The sequence below is a fragment of the Cupriavidus sp. L7L genome, assembly GCF_004353535.1.
Classification (GTDB): domain Bacteria; phylum Pseudomonadota; class Gammaproteobacteria; order Burkholderiales; family Burkholderiaceae; genus Cupriavidus; species Cupriavidus oxalaticus_A.
On record NZ_SMNY01000024.1, the window covers coordinates 84,696 to 102,254 of the forward strand.

16 protein-coding genes are annotated in these 17,559 nt (G+C 66.3%); 8 read left to right on the forward strand and 8 right to left on the reverse strand.

Going from position 1 to position 17,559, the window contains the following annotated elements; all coding sequences use genetic code 11:
* Positions 1-152: 152 nt before the first annotated feature.
* From ldcA to E1J61_RS22485, 5 genes are all read right to left on the reverse strand, one after another.
* A complete protein-coding gene (gene ldcA / locus E1J61_RS22465; protein ID WP_133096206.1) occupies positions 153-1,112 on the reverse strand; it encodes a muramoyltetrapeptide carboxypeptidase in 960 nt (319 codons plus the stop codon).
* Entirely contained in the window at positions 1,109-1,771 is a 663-nt protein-coding gene (tadA, locus tag E1J61_RS22470; protein WP_207951242.1) for a tRNA adenosine(34) deaminase TadA, read from the reverse strand. The genes ldcA and tadA overlap by 4 nt, the downstream gene beginning before the upstream one ends.
* An 8-nt stretch (positions 1,772-1,779) precedes the next feature.
* Positions 1,780-2,256: a 6-carboxytetrahydropterin synthase gene (locus E1J61_RS22475; protein ID WP_133096208.1), complete on the reverse strand. Its 477-nt coding sequence runs from the start codon at positions 2,254-2,256 to the stop codon at positions 1,780-1,782.
* Between the two features lie 129 nt (positions 2,257-2,385).
* Positions 2,386-3,045 carry a 7-carboxy-7-deazaguanine synthase gene (gene queE, locus E1J61_RS22480; protein WP_133096209.1) on the reverse strand — a complete coding sequence of 220 codons (660 nt, stop codon included), beginning with the start codon at positions 3,043-3,045 and terminating at the stop codon, positions 2,386-2,388.
* A 344-nt stretch (positions 3,046-3,389) separates the two neighbouring features.
* Entirely contained in the window at positions 3,390-3,896 is a 507-nt protein-coding gene (locus E1J61_RS22485; RefSeq protein ID WP_133096210.1) for a DUF1993 family protein, read from the reverse strand.
* A gap of 254 nt (positions 3,897-4,150) precedes the next feature.
* On the opposite strand from E1J61_RS22485, the gene E1J61_RS22490 reads away from it, so the two are divergent.
* Entirely contained in the window at positions 4,151-4,552 is a 402-nt protein-coding gene (locus E1J61_RS22490; RefSeq protein ID WP_133096211.1) for a hypothetical protein, read from the forward strand.
* Between the two features lie 57 nt (positions 4,553-4,609).
* Here E1J61_RS22490 and ppk1 read toward each other — a convergent pair whose 3' ends face one another.
* Complete coding sequence (gene ppk1 / locus E1J61_RS22495) at positions 4,610-6,745, reverse strand: polyphosphate kinase 1 (RefSeq protein ID WP_133096212.1); 2,136 nt, start codon at positions 6,743-6,745, stop codon at positions 4,610-4,612.
* A gap of 147 nt (positions 6,746-6,892) precedes the next feature.
* Between ppk1 and E1J61_RS22500 the strand changes: the two genes are divergently transcribed.
* The gene (locus E1J61_RS22500) at positions 6,893-7,198 is read left to right on the forward strand and encodes a hypothetical protein (protein ID WP_133096213.1); all 306 of its coding nucleotides are present in this window, start codon (positions 6,893-6,895) and stop codon (positions 7,196-7,198) included.
* 99 nt (positions 7,199-7,297) lie between these two features.
* On the opposite strand, the gene E1J61_RS22505 is transcribed toward E1J61_RS22500, so the two are convergent.
* The gene (locus E1J61_RS22505) at positions 7,298-8,743 is read right to left on the reverse strand and encodes an efflux transporter outer membrane subunit (protein WP_133096214.1); all 1,446 of its coding nucleotides are present in this window, start codon (positions 8,741-8,743) and stop codon (positions 7,298-7,300) included.
* A gap of 93 nt (positions 8,744-8,836) precedes the next feature.
* Between E1J61_RS22505 and E1J61_RS22510 the strand changes: the two genes are divergently transcribed.
* The 3 genes from E1J61_RS22510 to E1J61_RS22520 all read left to right on the forward strand — a co-directional run bounded on the left by E1J61_RS22510 (position 8,837) and on the right by E1J61_RS22520 (position 13,850).
* The gene (locus tag E1J61_RS22510) at positions 8,837-9,454 is read left to right on the forward strand and encodes a TetR/AcrR family transcriptional regulator (protein ID WP_133096215.1); all 618 of its coding nucleotides are present in this window, start codon (positions 8,837-8,839) and stop codon (positions 9,452-9,454) included.
* A 125-nt stretch (positions 9,455-9,579) separates the two neighbouring features.
* Positions 9,580-10,707: an efflux RND transporter periplasmic adaptor subunit gene (locus E1J61_RS22515; protein ID WP_133096216.1), complete on the forward strand. Its 1,128-nt coding sequence runs from the start codon at positions 9,580-9,582 to the stop codon at positions 10,705-10,707.
* Positions 10,704-13,850, forward strand: a complete 3,147-nt coding sequence (locus tag E1J61_RS22520; protein ID WP_243736950.1) for an efflux RND transporter permease subunit — start codon at positions 10,704-10,706, stop codon at positions 13,848-13,850. Before E1J61_RS22515 ends, E1J61_RS22520 begins: the two co-directional genes overlap by 4 nt.
* Before the next feature lie 125 nt (positions 13,851-13,975).
* Here E1J61_RS22520 and E1J61_RS22525 read toward each other — a convergent pair whose 3' ends face one another.
* Complete coding sequence (locus E1J61_RS22525) at positions 13,976-15,343, reverse strand: MFS transporter (RefSeq protein ID WP_133096217.1); 1,368 nt, start codon at positions 15,341-15,343, stop codon at positions 13,976-13,978.
* A gap of 336 nt (positions 15,344-15,679) precedes the next feature.
* On the opposite strand from E1J61_RS22525, the gene E1J61_RS22530 reads away from it, so the two are divergent.
* The 3 genes from E1J61_RS22530 to E1J61_RS22540 all read left to right on the forward strand — a co-directional run bounded on the left by E1J61_RS22530 (position 15,680) and on the right by E1J61_RS22540 (position 17,551).
* Positions 15,680-16,243 carry a TetR/AcrR family transcriptional regulator gene (locus tag E1J61_RS22530; RefSeq protein WP_133096218.1) on the forward strand — a complete coding sequence of 188 codons (564 nt, stop codon included), beginning with the start codon at positions 15,680-15,682 and terminating at the stop codon, positions 16,241-16,243.
* Positions 16,244-16,270: 27 nt separating this feature from the next.
* Positions 16,271-16,717 (forward strand): helix-turn-helix domain-containing protein, encoded by a 447-nt coding sequence (locus E1J61_RS22535; RefSeq protein WP_133096219.1) that lies wholly within the window; start codon positions 16,271-16,273, stop codon positions 16,715-16,717.
* A 123-nt stretch (positions 16,718-16,840) separates the two neighbouring features.
* Positions 16,841-17,551 (forward strand): TetR/AcrR family transcriptional regulator, encoded by a 711-nt coding sequence (locus E1J61_RS22540; protein WP_133096220.1) that lies wholly within the window; start codon positions 16,841-16,843, stop codon positions 17,549-17,551.
* Positions 17,552-17,559: the final 8 nt, after the last annotated feature.

The following is a 17,559-nucleotide window of genomic DNA, read 5'->3' on the forward strand; positions in this document are numbered from 1 at the left end:
CGGCAGGGACCGCGCCCGGTTCTTGCGAGAACCCGGCAGGAAGTCAGGAAATAACCGCATATTCTACCATCCGGATGCGTTCCTTGCATCCGTAGGCGGGACGATGAACGCCTGGCGGCCTGCATGTGGCGGCCGCGCTTCGCGTGCAGCGCTCAGGCCACCGGCGGCAGCACCGGATAGCCGGAAAACGCCATCGAAAACGCGTCGGCACGTGCGGCCAGCCGCACCTGCGCGCCCACCGGCAGCGTCAGCTTGCGCGCGCAATGGCCGAACGGCAGGCCGGTCAGCACCGGCATCGGCAGCTGGTCGCGCAGGTAGGCCACCACGGCGTCCATGTCGTAGCCGTTGTCGTAGTCGGTGACGCGATAGTTGGAGAAGTCGCCCAGCACGATGGCGCGCTGGGTGTCGAGCACGCCGGCCTGCTGCAACTGGAGCAGCATGCGTTCGACCCGGTACGGCGGCTCGTTGATGTCTTCCAGGAACAGCACCCCGCCCTCGACCCGCGGCATGAAGGGCGTGCCGAGCAGGCTGCACAGCATGGCCAGGTTGCCGCCCCACAGCGTGCCGGACACTTCGCCGCTGAACGGCTGCCCGCCGGCCTGCGGCGCCGCCACGTCGACCCGGTAGGCCGGATCGCGCAGGATGCCTTCGAAGTGCTCCCACATGTACGGATCGACGCTGTCCGCGCCAAAGTCCGCCAGCAGCATCGGTCCGGAAAAGCTGATGCCGCCGGCCGCGGCCAGGTAAGCGAGCTGGAACGCCGTGAAGTCGCTGTGCCCGACGATGGGCGTGGCGCTGGCGCGCGCCTGTTCGGCGATGCGCGCGAAGTCCACCTGCGCCAGCAGCCGGGCGATGCCGTAGCCGCCGCGCACCGCCAGCGTCAGCTCATGCGGCGCGCCGGTGCCGATGGCATGCAGGTCGGCCAGCCGCTCCGCGTCGGTGCCGCCGAAGCGCAGGTAGCGCCGGGCCAGCACGTCGGGGTTGGTGGTGTGGTAGCCGTGCTGCTTGAGCCAGGCAACGCCGCGCGCGGCAACGGCGACGTCGTGCGGATAGCCGGACGAGGCAATCAGTCGGACTTCGGTATGCGGCGGCCTGCTGTTCGGCGTGCTCATGCGTCGTTGGCTTTGTTCTGTGTATTCGGTTCGGGACGGGTCGGACAGGCGCAGGCTGCGTCGGTTCCGGCCTCGCTGCCTGCCTCGACATCGGCGCCGACACCGCCGGCAACACCGCGGGCAGCCCTCTGTGCGCGGCGCCTGGCCCCGAAGAAATCCTTCAGCATCTGCCCGCAGGTGTCGGCCAGCACGCCGCCGGTGATGGTGGTCTGGTGGTTGAGCTGCGCGTGCTCGAACAGGTTGAGCACGCTGCCGGCGGCACCGGTCTTCGGATCCGTGGCGCCGAATACCACGTGGCGCAGCCGCGCATGCAGGATCGCGCCGCTGCACATCGCGCACGGTTCCAGCGTCACGTATAGCTCGCACTCGGGCATGCGGTAGTTGCCGATCACCTGCGCGGCGGCGCGCAGCGCCTGCATTTCGGCATGCGCGGAAGGATCGACCGAGCCGATCGGCAGGTTGTGGCCGCGCGCGATGATGGTGTCGTTCCAGACCACCACCGCGCCGACCGGCACTTCGCCGGCGGCCTCGGCCAGGCGCGCCTCCTCCAGCGCGGCGCGCATGTAGCGGGCATCGCGCGCGGCAGCCTCGGCCGGATCGTCCGGCAGCGCGCGCGGGGCCCTCAGTGGCATCGGCGGCAGCGGCGGCGTCTCTGGCATCGGCAGGATCAGTCTTGCGCCGGCAGCACTGCCGGGGCGCTGACTTCGGCCCAGCAATTGGGGGTTTCGAACAGCACCAGCCTGGTCAACTGCAGGTGGTGGCCGAAGCAATCCTTGAACACCGGCGCCAGGATATCGAAGGCGACCTGGGCCAGGTTCTCGACGGTGGGGATGGCATCCAGCACCACGGTCTTGTGCCCTTCCATCGATTGCAGGAAGTTCAGCAGCGCGGTGTCGCCGCGGTAGATCAGGAAGGCGTGGTCCCACTTGTTGACCAGGTGCTCGTTGGCGAGCACCTTGATATCGCCGAAGTCCAGGATCATGCCGTCATCCGAGGCACCTTCGCGATGCAGCACCTCGCCCGACAGCGTCAGGTCCAGCCGGTAGCGGTGGCCGTGGATATTGCGGCACTGGCCGCCGTGGTTCGGGATGCGGTGGCCGGAGTCGAACTCCAGCCGGCGGGTAATGGAAACTTGTTTGCTCATGTGTAGCGGCGCCCTTTCCGTGGTCCAGGCCGCCTGCGTTGGACGGGCGCCGCGCGTGCGCCCGAAGCCTCTATTGTGTACGTTTGCCCAGCGTTGAGCAAAACCCGGGGCAAAACCCCGGAGCCGCGCTCAACGAATGCCCAGCAGCTTGTGGGTCTGCAGCGACAGCCGCCAGCGCGGATGGCGCTGGCAGAAGTCCACCGCGGCGGCCGTATTCTCGCGCTGCAGCGGGCCGTCCATGGGCTGCACCAGGAAATGCTCGAAATCAAGCTGCTCGTATGCTGCAAAGTCCTGGCCCGCCTGCGGGATCACGACCTTGAGCTCGTCGCCGCCCCTGACCACCAGCTCGGAACCCATCTTGGGACTCACGCAAACCCAGTCGATGCCGGGCGGCACGGCGATGGTGCCGTTGGTCTCGATCGCGATCTCGAAGCCCTGCTCATGCAGCGCATCGATCAGCGGCGCGTCGAGCTGCAGCAGCGGCTCGCCCCCGGTGCACACCACCAGCGGCTTGCCCAGCGGCTTGCCCAGCGGCTTGCCACCAGCGCCCTGCGGCCATTCCGAGGCGACCACCGCGGCCAGCTCCCCGGCGGTGCGGTACTTGCCGCCGCGGGTGCCATCGGTGCCGACGAAATCGGTGTCGCAGAACTGGCATACCGCGCTGGCGCGATCCTCTTCGCGGCCGCTCCACAGGTTGCAGCCGGCAAAGCGGCAGAACACCGCGGCGCGGCCGGCGTTGGCGCCCTCGCCCTGCAGCGTATAGAAGATTTCCTTGACGGCGTAAGTCATGCGTGAGGTCTCTCTGGGACCGTAAACGGATTATGGCAGCGGAATATCGGCAGCCTTCGGGCTGGCCGGGTGTATTGGTATGGTTGGGCTCGGCCAGGGGCCAGTCTTGGCGGATCGATCGGCGGGACCGATGCCGTCCAGGGCGGGCGCACGATCGTGGCTATCGCTGGCAGCGCGGGCGGGAAGCACCGGGTTCCGGCGCAGGGGTCGAATCCGCCCCGTGGCCTGTCGCAGGCTGCGTCCGGCCGCTCCGGACACGGCTCGGACAACATCTGAGTATACCAGAGGGCTAAGGGTTTTTGCCTAGGGCCGGCGTGACGCGCGCGTCGCCCGCCGGCCGCACCTTACTTGAGCCCGAGGTAGTCGCGCTTGCCGATCTGCACGCCCTTGTGGCGCAGGATGTCGTAGCCCGTGGTCACGTGGAAATAGAAGTTGGGCAGCGCAAACCCCAGCAGGTACGACTTGCCGTCGAACGTCACCGGCCCCTGCCGCAATTTCAGTTCGATCACGCGCTGTTCGCTGCCCTCGAGCTGCGCCGGCGTGATCTGCTCCAGGAACACGATGGTGCGCGCGATGCGGTCCTGCAGCTCGGCGAACGAGGTTTCGGTGTCGGCGAACGATGGCACCTCGATCCCCGCCAGCCGCGCCGCGGCGCCCTTGGCGGCGTCGCTGGCGCGCTGGACCTGCGCCGACAGCGGATCCATGTCGGCGATCAGCCGGGTCTGGATCAAGTCGGCCGGATCCATGCCCTGCGCCTGCGCGTGCGCGGCGCCCTTGTCGAGGATCGCGGCAAGGTTGCCGAGGGCGCGGATAAACGGCGGGATCGATACGTCGTACATCGAAAGTGCCATGGGGTCTCCTGGTGTGGCGTGTGTGGTCGCGGTTGTAGTGATTGCCGGGGGTCGGCAGGCTGTCCTGGCAACCTGCCGCGAGCATAGAACGGATTAGCCTTTGCCGCAGAACCTGCCACCGATTCTTGCAGCAGTGCCGGCGTCTCTTGCCGCATCCGAGGGCAACGCAACGGTTCGAGCGCCGCAGGCGGGCAACCTGATTTAACATATCTGGCCATCGCCCCGGAATCCGGCGGAGCCACCGCCGCGCCCCCATGAACGCGCCGTTCCCCCTTCGCACGGAGTGCCCGCCGGGCGCCTGCATCTGCGGGCGCGAAGCGCTGTTGAGTGATCCCGGCGCCGACCTGCGCGTGCTGCGGCTCACCCGCGCCGAGGAAAAGCGCCTGGTCGAGCGGCTCGAGAACCTGACCAGCCTGGCCGAACTGCGCCGCATGGAGGGCCTGATGCAGGCCCAGCTGAATATCGTGCTGACCATCACGCCCAGCGCGCGCGGCGTGAAGACGGTGCGCGGCATCAATATCCAGGTGCAGGAACAGCCGGGCCTGTGCCGCAAGATCCGCCAGTCCATTCCCGCGGCCATCCGGCGCAGCATGGAGCAGCATCCGGAGATCGCCTATGCGATCGTCGATGCGCACGACCTGCTGGGTGGGGCCTGAAGCGCGCGGGACGCCCCATTTCACCCCGCCCTATTCGTCGAACCGTCGAACGGGCACTCAGGTCAGCGCCGACAGCAACATGTTCTGCGCTGCCTCGCCGTCCTGTGCAAGCTGACGTTCATAGGTCCCGCCAGGCGTCATCACCCACGTGTCGCGCCGGTCGGAAAGGTACGGCTTCAGCCCTTCGGCAATGACCCTCCCCTTCAGCCGGGGATCCAGGATGGGAAAACAGATCTCGATCCGCCGGGACAGGCTTCGTTCCATCCATTCGCCGCTGGACAGCATGACCTTCTCCGCCCCGCCGTCGTGAAAGTAGAAGATGCGCGAGTGCTCGAGAAACCGGCCCATGACCGATTTCACTGCGATGTGCTCCGACAGGCCGGCAACGCCCGGCCGCAGTGCGCAGGCGCCCCTGACGATCAGGTCGATACGCACGCCTTCACGCGAGGCATCGTATAGCGCCTGGATCAGTTCCGGCTCCAGCAGCGCATTCATCTTGGCGATAATCCTTCCCTTGCGCCCGGCCTTGGCGTGCTCGGCTTCGCATCGGATCGCCGCCAGCAACTGCTTCTTCATGGTAAACGGCGATTGCCAGATATGGGTCATGCTGTGCGTCTGCCCGCGCCCGGTCAGCTGGCTGAAGACTTGTGCCACGTCCTGCGTCAGCGCTTCGTTGCAGGTCAGCAAACCAAAATCCGTATAAGCGCGCGAGGTCTCGAGGTGATAGTTTCCCGTGCCGAGATGGACATAGCGCCTGAGCTTCCCCCCCTCGCGGCGCAACACCATGACCATCTTGGCGTGCGCCTTGAAACCGACGACGCCATAGACAACATGCGCGCCGACTGCCTCCAGTTGCGCCGCCCAGCCGATATTCGCCTCCTCGTCGAAGCGGGCCAGCAATTCCACCACGGCGGTGACTTCCTTGCCGTTGCGCGCAGCCTCGATGAGTGCCGACAACAGGACCGAGTCGTGCCCGGCGCGATACACGGTGTGGCTGATCGCCACGACATCGGGATCCTGTGCCGCCTGCCTGACGAAATCGACGACCGGTGCAAATGACTGGAACGGATGGTGCAGCAGGATGTCGCCGTCGCGCATGGCGCGGAAGACGTCGGCATGCTCCCTCAATATCTTCGGCACGCCGGGCCGGAAAGGCGTGTATTTCAGCTCCGGCCTGTCGACCTGGTCCGGCACCTGCATCAGGCGAACCAGGTTGACCGGCCCGTTGACCGAAAATACTTCGCCCGGCGCCAGCCCGAACTGTTCCTGCAGGAATGTCGTCATTGCCGGGGTGCAGTTGTCCGCCACTTCCAGCCGGACCGCGTCGCCAAGATGGCGGTGCGGCAGTTCGCCTTGCAGCGCCTCGCGCAGGTTCTTGACTTCTTCCTCGTCCACGAACAATTCGCTGTTCCGGGTCACACGGAACTGATAGCAGCCCCGTATCGACATACCGCTGAAAAGCTCGCCGACATGGGCGTGAAGGATGGACGAGAGAAAGACAAAGCCATGCTCGCACCCCGAAACGTCAGCGGGCAGTGCGATGACACGTGGCAGCGCCCGTGGCGCCTGCACGATCGCATTGCCGGAGTTGCGGCCGAACGCATCCTTGCCCTCCAGCTCAACCGCGAAGTTCAGGCTCTTGTTGAGAATGCGCGGGAACGGATGCGCGGGATCCAGCCCGATGGGTGTCAGGACCGGCATCAGCTCGGCGAAGAAGAAATCGCGAATCCAGGCCTGCTGCACGGCGTTCCACGATGGCCGTCGCAAAAAGCAGATCTGCTGCTCTGCCATGGCTGGGATCAACACGTCATTGAATAGGCGATACTGCTGATCGACCAATTCACGCACCCGCTGGTTGACCGCGGCATAGACGACCTGCGGCGTAAGCCCGTCGGGGCCGACTACCGGCGACTGAAGCGCGCACTGTTCCTTCAGGCCCGCCACGCGGATTTCGTAGAACTCATCCAGGTTGCTGCTGAAGGTGCACAGCGCACGCAGGCGCTCGAGCAGCGGAATGGCGGGATCGGCCGCCTGCTGCAGGACGCGGCTGAAAAATTCCAGCTGGCTGAGTTCGCGGTTGATATAGAACTCATTGCCATTGGGCAAGCTCTCCTCATCCACCAGAGGGCCCGGGCGCCCCGCGCCCCGAGCACCCGGCGACCCGTGCTGCATGAAGCTGGATTCGCGTTTCATGATTCCGTGCCGAAGAGAGTTCTTTCCAGATTCTAGCTGGCGTATCGCGCATATCGGCGCGATTCTGATTCCGGCGTTCGCGAAAAATGCAATCCCTGCGCAGCAGCCTCGTCCTAGAATAATCCGACCTGCCCAATGGAGTTGCCAATGACACAGGAAATATCATATGCGAGCGAGACCACGCCAGAAGGCCTGGCGAGATTAATCGAGCACATCAGGCATGCCGTGGGGCAAGGTGATCTTGACCCCGAGTTTGTCCACAAACTGGCCAAGCGGATCTGCAAGGAGTTTCAGGAGATGAAGGCCGCCAGGCCGGGAGCTACTGAACTGACAGACCTCGAGTCGAGCATCGAAACGCTGCTGCTGGCCGCGGACAGCGGGCATGGCGCCAGGCTGACCAGGTCCTTGCAAAAGTTGCGTGAAACTGAGGGCGCGAGTCCGGCTTCTCACTAGCGGCCGTATTAATGATTTCGCCGGGGCTTTTTCATTATGTTGTTAATTCAGGAATCCCAGGCGTTGCCTGCTTGCCGGAATCCGTGCTGCAGTTATGCCTTACAAGGCGGTTGCCGGCTCCCAACCGCCGCCCAGCGCCTTGAATGCCGCCACGGCGGCGCGGGCGGATTCGGTCTGCGCCTGCGCCCTGGCATCGGACGTCCGCAGCAGGCTCTCGTCGGCTAGCAGCACCTCGATCAGGCGTACGACACCCTTCTGGTAGGCGGCAAGCGAGGCGTTTCGCGCCTGCGTCAGCGAGGCTTCGCCCTGCGCCAGCGTGCCGGCCTGGTCTTCACGCCTGACCAGGGCGGAGAAGGCATTTTCGACATCTTCGGTCGCACGCAGCACGGCCTGCCGGTATGCCGCCAGCGCTTCCGCCTCCTGGCCGCGGGCCAGGTCGATCTGGGCGTTGATGCGGCCGAAATCGAACAGGCGCCAGCGCAAGCCCAGCACGCCCGCCGCCTGGCTCGCGCCCGCGGAAAACAGGTTGCCGCCGGCCACGGTCGTGGCGCTGCCCAACAGGGCGCTGAGCGAGAACTTGGGGTAGTACTCGGCAATGGCGACACCGATGCGAGCGTTGGCCGCCGCCAGCCGGCGCTCCGCGACAATGAGGTCCGGCCTGCGTCGCAGCAGGTCCGCCGGCGAACCCGTACCGGCGAGCTGCGGCGCTGCGGGAATCGTTCCGGCACCGCCGAGTTCGGCGCGGTACGTGCCCGGCGGAACACCCAGCATCACGTCGAGCGCGTTCAACGCCGCATCGAGCCCTGTTTCCAGCACCGGCACGGTGGCGCTGACCTGGGCCAGCGCGCCTTCGGCCTGCCGGACTTCCAGCTCGGCGGCAAGGCCCTTGCCGAACAGCAGCCCAACCGTGGAGAGCAATTTCTGCTGGGTCTCCATTTGCCGCCTGGCGATGCCGAGACGGGTCTGCAATCCACGCACAGTGATGTAGAGATCCGCCGTCTGCGCGGCCACCGCGAGGCGCGTCGCGGCCGCGCCCGCGGTCGAGGCCTGGTACTCCGCCAGTGCGGCTTCGCGCCCGCGGCGCAGTCCGCCGAAGACGTCCAGTTCCCAGCCGGCGCCGAGGTTTGCCTCGTAGAGGTTGCCATACCTGTCAAAGCCCGGCGTGGCATTCAGCAGCTTGCCAAGCGGCGTCTCGACCGACTGGTAGCTCCGCCCCGCCTGCGCGCTGACGCTGCCGGACGGGAGCAAGGCCGCAGTGGCCGTGCCGAGTCCCGCGCGTGCCTGGGCGACGCGCGCCGACGCCTGCGCCAGGTCCAGGTTCTGCGCTAACGCCAGCGACACCAGGCGGGTCAGCACGGGGTCGCCGAAACCTTCCCACCACGTCGTCAGCTCGGCCGGCGGCGAGGCCTGCCTCTGTTCGACGCCGGGCTTTCCCAGGTAGCGTTCCGAAACCGGCACGTCCGGCTTTCTATAGTCAGGGCCGACAGCGCAACCCGCCATGACGCCGGCACTCAGCAGCAGGGTTAGAGAGCGAGGAAAAAGCATGGAGGTTGAGTACTCGGAAACGATCGGAGGTGTGACTATATTATAAAATGGTCACTGGTTGTCAATGATCATCTGCCACGGTAAGCTGACCGAATGACCGAAACCACACCCTCTGCCCTGCCTTCCCGCGGCCCCGCAGACCACAATGTCCGCTCCCAGATCCTTGAGGCGGCTACCGAGCACTTCAGCCTCTATGGCTACGAGAAGACGACGGTTTCCGACCTCGCCAAGGCGATCGGGTTCTCCAAGGCATACATCTACAAGTTCTTCGGTTCCAAGCAGGCGATCGGTGAAGTGATCTGCGCCAACTGCCTGGGCGCGATCACCACCGAGGTCGACGAGACCCTTGCTGCCGTGCCGACAGCGTCGGAATGCTTGCGGCGGCTGTTCAAGACGCTGGTCGATGCCGGCGTGCGCCTGTTCTTCCAGGACCGCAAGCTCTACGCGATTGCCGCGGCGGCCGCGCAGGAGCGGTGGCAGCCGGTTCTCGCCTATGAGGACCACATCCGGGCTCTCGTGATGCGGATCATCCTGGAGGGGCGGAAATCCGGGGAGTTCGAGCGCAAGACACCGCTGGACGAGACCGTCAACGGCATCTACCTCGTCATGCGTCCCTACATCGATCCGCTGCTGCTGCAGCACAACCTCGACGTTGCCGCAGAGGCTCACGCGCAGCTTTCCAGCCTGATACTGCGCAGCCTGGCTCCGTAAGCGGCGTAAAAAAATCTCCCCAAGCGGCGTCGTCGCCGCTCCATCATTGCGACCGCTGTGTGACCATTGACTAAAATGGTCACACGACCAATAATTCAGGTCCAGTCTCGCGTAGAGAGGACCTTATGCTTCAGCGCCGAATCGCTTCATCCGCCGCCGCGTGCGTGTTGCCACTTGTTCTCGCTGCTTGCGGCGGGCCGCCGGCGCCCGATCCCCGCGTCCAGCCCCCGCTGGTCCGGGTCGGTGTCGTCCAGGACCCGGCCACCGCGACGCGTTCTTTCACCGGGACCGTTGCCGCGCGGGTCCAGGGCGACCTGGGCTTTCGAGTCTCCGGCAAAGTCCTGGAGCGGCTTGTCGATACGGGTCAGGCCGTCAAGCGCGGCCAGCCGCTGATGCGCATCGACCCGAACGACCTGAAGCTGGCAGCACACGCGCAGCAGGAGACGGTAGTTGCCGCGCGCGCACGGGCCAGGCAAACGGCGGAGGACGAAGCCCGCTATCGCGACCTGGTCGGAACCGGCGCGGTATCGGCCTCGGCCTACGACCAGATCAGAGCCGCGGCGGAATCGGCCAGGGCCCAGCTCAAGGCAGCGGAAGCCCAGGCCGACGTGGCAAGGAATGCCACCGGCTACGCGGTCCTGGCCGCTGACGCCGACGGCGTTGTCGTGGAAACGCTGGCCGATGCCGGGCAGGTCGTCAATGCCGGCCAGGTGGTGGTGCGCGTGGCGCATGCGGGGCGGCGCGAGGCCGTCGTCCACCTCCCGGAAACCCTGCTGCCGCCGGTGGGCTCGGTCGGCGAGGCGACCCTCTACGGCAATGACACGCTGACGGTGCCGGCAAGGCTGCGGCAGCTTTCCAGCGCGGCGGACCGGCAAACCCGCACCTACGAAGCGAGGTACGTGCTCGAAGGCGCGCTGGCCGAGGCCCCGCTCGGAGCGACCGTGATCCTCCGGATCCCGGAAGTCCGCCGCGCTGCGACGCAGGCCGACCTGCAGGTACCGATCGGCGCGATCTTCGATCCGGGCAAGGGCCCGGGCGTGTGGGTGCTGAACGGAAAGTCCAATCGCGTCAGCTGGCGCCCGGTCAAGGTACGCAGCCTGGAGGACGATGCCGCGCGCGTGGCGGGCGACCTCCGGGCCGGCGACCGGATCATTGCGCTGGGTGCCCACCTGCTGCGCGAGGGCGAGCAGGTACGGATCGCGGCAATCGGGCCCCGCGCCACGCAGGCTTCGGGCGAGGGAGCGCAGCAATGAGTGGTTTCAACCTTTCTGCGCTCGCGGTGCGCGAGCGATCGGTCACGCTGTTCCTGATCATCCTGGTGTCCGTGGCAGGCGTCATCGCCTTTTTCCAGCTGGGCCGCGCGGAAGATCCCGCCTTCACGGTGAAGACCATGACCGTCATCACGGCGTGGCCGGGAGCGACGGCGCAGGAGATGCAGGACCAGGTGGCCGAACGGCTGGAAAAGCGCATGCAGGAATTGCGCTGGTACGACCGCACGGAGACCTACACGCGGCCCGGCCTGGCGTTCACCACCGTAACGCTGCTCGACAGCACCCCGCCAGCGGAGGTCCAGGAAGAGTTTTACCAGGCGCGCAAGAAAATCCGGGATGAGTCAGCCGCACTGCCTGCCGGCGTGATCGGCCCGCTCGTCAACGACGAATATTCGGACGTGACCTTCGCGCTGTTCGCATTGAAGGCGAAGGGCGAACCGCAGCGGGCCCTGGTGCGCGACGCCGAAGCCTTGCGCCAGCGCCTGCTGCATGTCGCGGGCGTGAAGAAGGTGAACATCATCGGCGAACAGTCCGAGCGCATCTTCGTCAGCTTTTCCCATGACCGCCTGGCCACGCTGGGCATCTCGCCGCAGGACATCTTCGCGGCGCTGAACAGCCAGAACGCGCTTACCCCCGCCGGGTCGATCGACACCGCGGGTCCGCAGGTCTTCATCCGCCTCGACGGCGCCTTCGACAAGCTGCAGAAGATCCGCGACACGCCGGTGGTGGCGCAGGGCCGCACCCTCAAGCTTTCGGATGTCGCCACGGTGGAACGCGGCTATGAGGACCCGGCGACCTTCCTCGTCCGCAACAACGGCGAACCCGCGCTGCTGCTGGGCGTCGTGATGCGCGACGGCTGGAACGGCCTGGACCTCGGCAAGGCGCTGGATGCCGAAGTGTCGGCGATCAATGAAGCCTTGCCGCTGGGCATGAGCCTGGCCAAGGTGACCGACCAGTCCGTCAACATCAGCGCATCGGTCGACGAGTTCATGGTCAAGTTCTTCGTCGCGCTGCTGGTGGTGCTGGTAGTGTGCTTCGCGAGCATGGGCTGGCGCGTCGGCATTGTCGTGGCGGCCGCCGTGCCGCTGACGCTGGCCGCGGTGTTCGTCGTCATGGCGGCCACGGGCAAGAACTTCGACCGCATTACCCTGGGCGCGCTGATCCTGGCGCTGGGCCTGCTGGTTGACGACGCCATCATCGCGATCGAGATGATGGTGGTCAAGATGGAGGAAGGCTACAGCCGCATTGCCGCCTCCGCCTACGCCTGGAGCCACACCGCCGCGCCGATGCTGTCCGGCACGCTGGTCACGGCGGTGGGCTTCATGCCCAACGGCTTTGCGCGCTCCACGGCCGGCGAATACACCAGCAACATGTTCTGGATCGTGGGCATTGCCCTGGTCGTTTCCTGGATCGTCGCCGTCGCCTTTACGCCCTACCTGGGCGTCAAGCTGCTGCCCGAGATCGGCAAGGCCGAAGGCGGCCACGATGCCATCTATGGCACGCCGAACTACAACCGTTTCCGGCGCCTGCTGGGGCGCGTCATCCGGCGCAAGTGGATCGTGGCCGCGGTGGTGGTGGGCGGCTTCGTAGTGTCGGTGCTCGGCATGGACATCGTGAAGAAACAGTTCTTCCCGACCTCCGACCGCCCCGAGGTGCTGGTCGAAGTACAGATGCCCTATGGCACCGCGATTGCCCGGACCAGCGCGGCCACGGCCAAGGTGGAAGCCTGGCTCGCCCGCCAGCCGGAGGCGAAGATCGTGACGGCCTACGTGGGCCAGGGCGCGCCCCGCTTCTATCTCGCCATGTCGCCGGAACTGCCGGATCCCTCCTTTGCAAAGCTCGTGGTGCGGACCGACAGCCAGGCCGAACGCGAAGCGCTGAAGGCCCGCCTGCGCCAGGCCATTGCCGACGGGCTGGCCCCCGAGGCGCGCGTGCGCGTCAGCCAGTTGGTATTCGGCCCTTACTCGCCCTTCCCGGTGGCATTCCGCGTCGCAGGGCCGGATCCGGACAAGCTGCGTGCGATTGCGGCGGACGTGCGCCGCGTGATGGAGAACAGTCCGCAGATGAGAACCGTCAATACCGACTGGGGATCGCGTGCGCCGGCCTTGCACTTCACGCTGCAGCAGGATCGCTTGCAGGCCGTAGGCCTGACTTCCAGCGGCGTCGCGCAGCAATTGCAGCTTCTCCTCAACGGCTTGCCGGTCACTGAAGTGCGCGAGGACATCCGCTCGGTGCAGGTGCTGGCGCGCGCCGCGGGAGACATACGCCTGGATCCGGCGAAGATCTCCGGCTTCACGCTGACCGGCGCGGCAGGACAGCGCATTCCGCTGTCCCAGGTTGGCACCGTCGACGTGCGCATGGAAGATCCGATCCTGCGCCGCCGCGACCGTACGCCGACGATCACGGTACGCGGCGATATCGCCGAGGGATTGCAGCCGCCCGATGTGTCTGCGTCGATCCGGCAGCAACTGGAGCCGATCCTCGCAAAGCTGCCGGCAGGCTACCGGATCGAGCAGGCAGGCGCCATCGAGGAATCCGACAAGGCCACCAAGGCGTTGCTGCCGCTGTTCCCCATCATGCTGGCCCTGACCTTGCTGATCATCATCCTGCAGGTGCGTTCGATCTCCGCCATGGTCATGGTGCTTGCCACCAGCCCGCTCGGACTGATCGGCGTCGTGCCGACCTTGCTGCTGTTCCGGCAGCCGTTCGGGATCAACGCCCTGGTGGGGCTGATCGCGCTGTCCGGCATCCTGATGCGCAACACGCTGATCCTGATCGGACAGATCCACCAGAACAAGCAGGCGGGCATGGCGCCGTTCGACGCGGTCGTCGAAGCGACGGTGCAGCGTACCCGTCCGGTGCTTTTGACCGCGCTGGCGGCAATCCTGGCCTTCATTCCGCTGACCCAGTCGGTGTTCTGGGGAACGCTGGCCTACACGCTGATCGGCGGCACCTTTGCCGGCACGGCGCTGACGCTGGTGTTCCTGCCGGCGATGTATGCCATCTGGTACCGGATCAGGGTGCCTGCCGATGCCAGCGAGAGGGATCCGGGCAAGCCTGCGATCGCGCTGCATCGCGCGGATATTGACGACGGTGGCGCGGGCACTCCCGCGAGCACCGCATGACCCGGGCGGCCGCGACCGTCATGGCGCGGCCGCAGGGCCGGGAGCCCGCGCCCGCCGCCCCCGGGCAAGCGGGGCAGGCCCATGTCTGTCATGCCTGGATCAATCCCCGGGGGCCAACAGACGGGTCATGCCTCGTTGGCAACAGCCGCCTGCTGCGATGGCTTCGCCTCCCCCGCCATGCCCTTGGCCGCGACGGCGATGGCCGCGAGCACGGATGGCACGGCCAGCATGCTCAGGATCGCGCTCATGCCCAGGCCCAGCTGCAACAGCGTGCCGCCGGCAACGGCGCCGAGGATGCCGCCAAAGCGCCCGATGCCGAGCATCCAGCCGACGCCGCAGGCGCGGCCCTGCGTTGGATAGAACGAGGCGGCCAGCGCCGGCATCGAAACCAGGCCCGCCCCCATGAACAGCCCGGCGACCGGCGTCAGCATTGTCAGGTATGAGCCACTGCTGGCGTGGCCCATTGCCAGCGTAAACACGCCGGCAAAAAAATAGGCCACACCGATCACGCGGTGCGGATCGATGCGGTCCATCAGCCAGCCACATGCCATGGCGCCCAGCGTGCCACCCAGCGGAAACAGTGCCGCGATCAGCGCCGCCTCGGCCGGGGTCGCGCCGGTTTCGTTGACCAGCGTCGGCATCCAGCTCGTCACCAGGTAGAAGACCAGCACGCCCATGAAATAGGTCGTCCAGAGCATGAAGGTGCCCATCCGGTATTTCTGTGACAGGATCAGCCCGAGCGGCGAGCGCAGCTTGTCGGCCTGGTCATCCGGCAAGGTGAAGCGCGATGCCTGGAATTGCGCGGAACCTGCGACGCGCCGCAACACCGAACCGATGCGCTGCGCCGGCCAGTCGCGCAGCACCATGAACCGGATCGATTCCGGCAACGCCAGCACCATGACGGCAAGGACCAGCGGCACCACGCCGCCAACGACAAAGACGCTGCGCCAGCCGAATTCCGGAATCATCACCGCGGCAAGGAAGCCGCCGCCCGCAGCACCCAGCGTGAACCCGCAAAACATGCTGTTCACCAGGAATGCGCGGCGCCTGGCGGGCGCATATTCGGCCAGCAGTGTCGTCGCGTTGGGAATGGCTGCGCCCAGCCCCATGCCCGTCAGGAAGCGCCAGCCGGACAGCTCGACCGCGGAAGCCGCCGTCGCGGTGGCCAGGCTGAACAGGCCGAAGACCGCCACCGATACGGCCAGCACGGGCTTGCGCCCGAACCGGTCGGCAAAGGGCCCGGCGATCAGCGCGCCAAGCGCAAGCCCAACCAGCGAAGCGCTCAGCACATTGCCCATCGCCAGCTTTGAAACGCCCCACTCCCTGGTCAGCGACGGCGCCACATAGCCGATCGCGGCGGTGTCGAAGCCATCCGCCACCACCACCAGGAAGCAGACGATAAGAATCATCCATTGGTAGGGAGAGAATCTCTGGCTGTCGATGAACGCCTGGACGTCAACCGTCCCCGGCGAGCTGGATTGCTGTGGTTTCATGCGCGTTGTCTCCGTTGTCTGTCATGCAATGATGATCGTCATATCAAAGGGCGAACGATCGCAGCGGCCATGACGTTCCCCACGCCGTTCGCCGCGAAATTCCTGCATGCCCCCGCTGATGTATCCAGCGTCTACATGCTAGTCAGGCGATGCGGCAGGGTCAAGGACGATCACCCCGCCACGGCGTTGGTGCTATCCCTAGTGAAGGAGGTGGCGTGAGTCCCTCGGCAGCCACATTTCCCGGCGCGGCCGGCAGACTTCGGGAAGCGCCCGATGCAATGACGATCGTAATGCTATATATTGCAGAGACTCACCTGCCATTGCCGTCTCCCGATCATGCGCTACTCGCTCGACCAGAAAGCTGAAACCCACAAGCACATCGTGAAGGCCGCCTCGACGCAATTCCGCAAGCATGGCGTCAACGGCATCGGCGTTGCGCAGCTGATGAAAAGCGCCGGCCTCACGCATGGCGGCTTCTACGCGCACTTCGAATCCAAGGACGCGCTGGTGGCCGAGGCCATCGACGCGGCCTTCGACCAGACCATGGATTTCCTGAAGGATGCGACCTCGGTGGCCTCTTCCCGGCAGCGCAGGCAAGCCGTCGTCCAGGCGTATGTGAACAGGAAGCACCGCGACAACCCCGGAGCGGGCTGCGCCATCGCGGCGCTCGGTGCCGATGTGTCGCGGCTTGACGCGAAGACGCGCAAGCGCTTCGAGGCGCGCGTGACAGCGCTGGTCGATGCCATCGCCGGGAGCGATGACGAAGCTGCGCGCAAGGACGCCATCGTTACGCTGGCGGCCATGGTCGGCGGGATGGTGCTGGCGCGTTCGGTCAGGTCGGAAGCGCTGTCCGGCGAAATCCTGGATGCAGTCCAGGCCGGGCTCCACGCCGGCCTGTAGGCGAGCGCCTACAGCACCCGAGCCGACATGAGCCAAGCCCGCTTCCTCGCGATGCCCTGTCCCGTGGCACATGCATCGGCAGTATTGGGCGAGCGCTGGGTCATCCTGATCCTGCGCGAAGCGTATTACGGGTCGACACGGTTCGAGGAGTTCCAGCGCCGGCTCGGCATCGCTTCCAACATCCTGAGCGCCAGGCTGCAGGCGATGACCGATCATGGCCTGCTGGAGCGCAGGAGGCTCGAGGGCAGCACGCGTTGCGCCTATTTCCTGACCGACAGCGCGCGCGATTTCCTGCCGACGTACCTGAGCCTCAAGGCGTGGGCGGAGCGATGGGTCGCGGAACCGAAGCGGCGCGCCAAGCGCTTCGTCGACAAGCAGACCGGCAGCGAGATCGTGGCGCCGCCGTTGTCGCGCGCCGATGGCTCGCCGATCGTCTTCGATGACATCCAGGTCATCGACGCCCAGGTACGTTAGCGGCCCCTCTGCGGTCCTTTTGCAGCCCGCCCGGTAGCTGGCACGCCTGCGCGCCGCAACAAGCGAACACGGGACGGGTTGGCGCTAATATTGAGGCCTGACGAAACCGCGACCCGCATTTTCATGACCACCACCACCAAGCGCCCGGCCCGCCAGAGCTATCACCATGGCAACCTGCGGGAAGAAATGATCCGTTGCGGCCGCGAGATCCTCGCCAGCCAGGGCGTCCATGGATTGACGCTTCGCTCCGCGGCCAAGCTCGCCGGGGTCTCGCACGGCGCGCCGCGCAACCAGTTTTCCGACAAGGAGGGCCTGCTGGCCGCGATCGCTACAGAAGGGTTCCGGGAGCTGGTCGCGGTGCGGCGCGCCCGCCTGTCGCCCGAGATGGGCGCCGAGGCCCGGCTGCTGACGATCATGGATGGCTACATCGAGTTCGCCGTCAAGCATCCCGCGCTGTTCTACCTGATGTTCGGGCCGCAGATCGAGGATAAGGAGCGGTATCCGGAACTGCTGGAAGCAGGCAGCGCTTCTTACCAGTTGTTGTCGGGAGCCGTCCAGGACTACTTCCGCGAGAACGGTCTTGCCGAGCAGTTCGACGACATGATGGTGCGCTGCGCCTGGTCGGCCATGCATGGCGTCAGCATGTTTTTCAGTGCCAGGCCAACGGGGCCCAGCCCGCGCCCGCGCGTGGCGCTGGCCCAATGGCGGCAGAGCGTGCAGCAGTTCGTGCTGACCGGCCTGCTGGCAGCGGGCCATAAGAAAAAAGCCGCGGCGGCCGACGAGGCCGCCGCAAGCAAACCGAAGGCGAGGTCACGCAGCGCCGCGCAGACGTGACCTCTCCC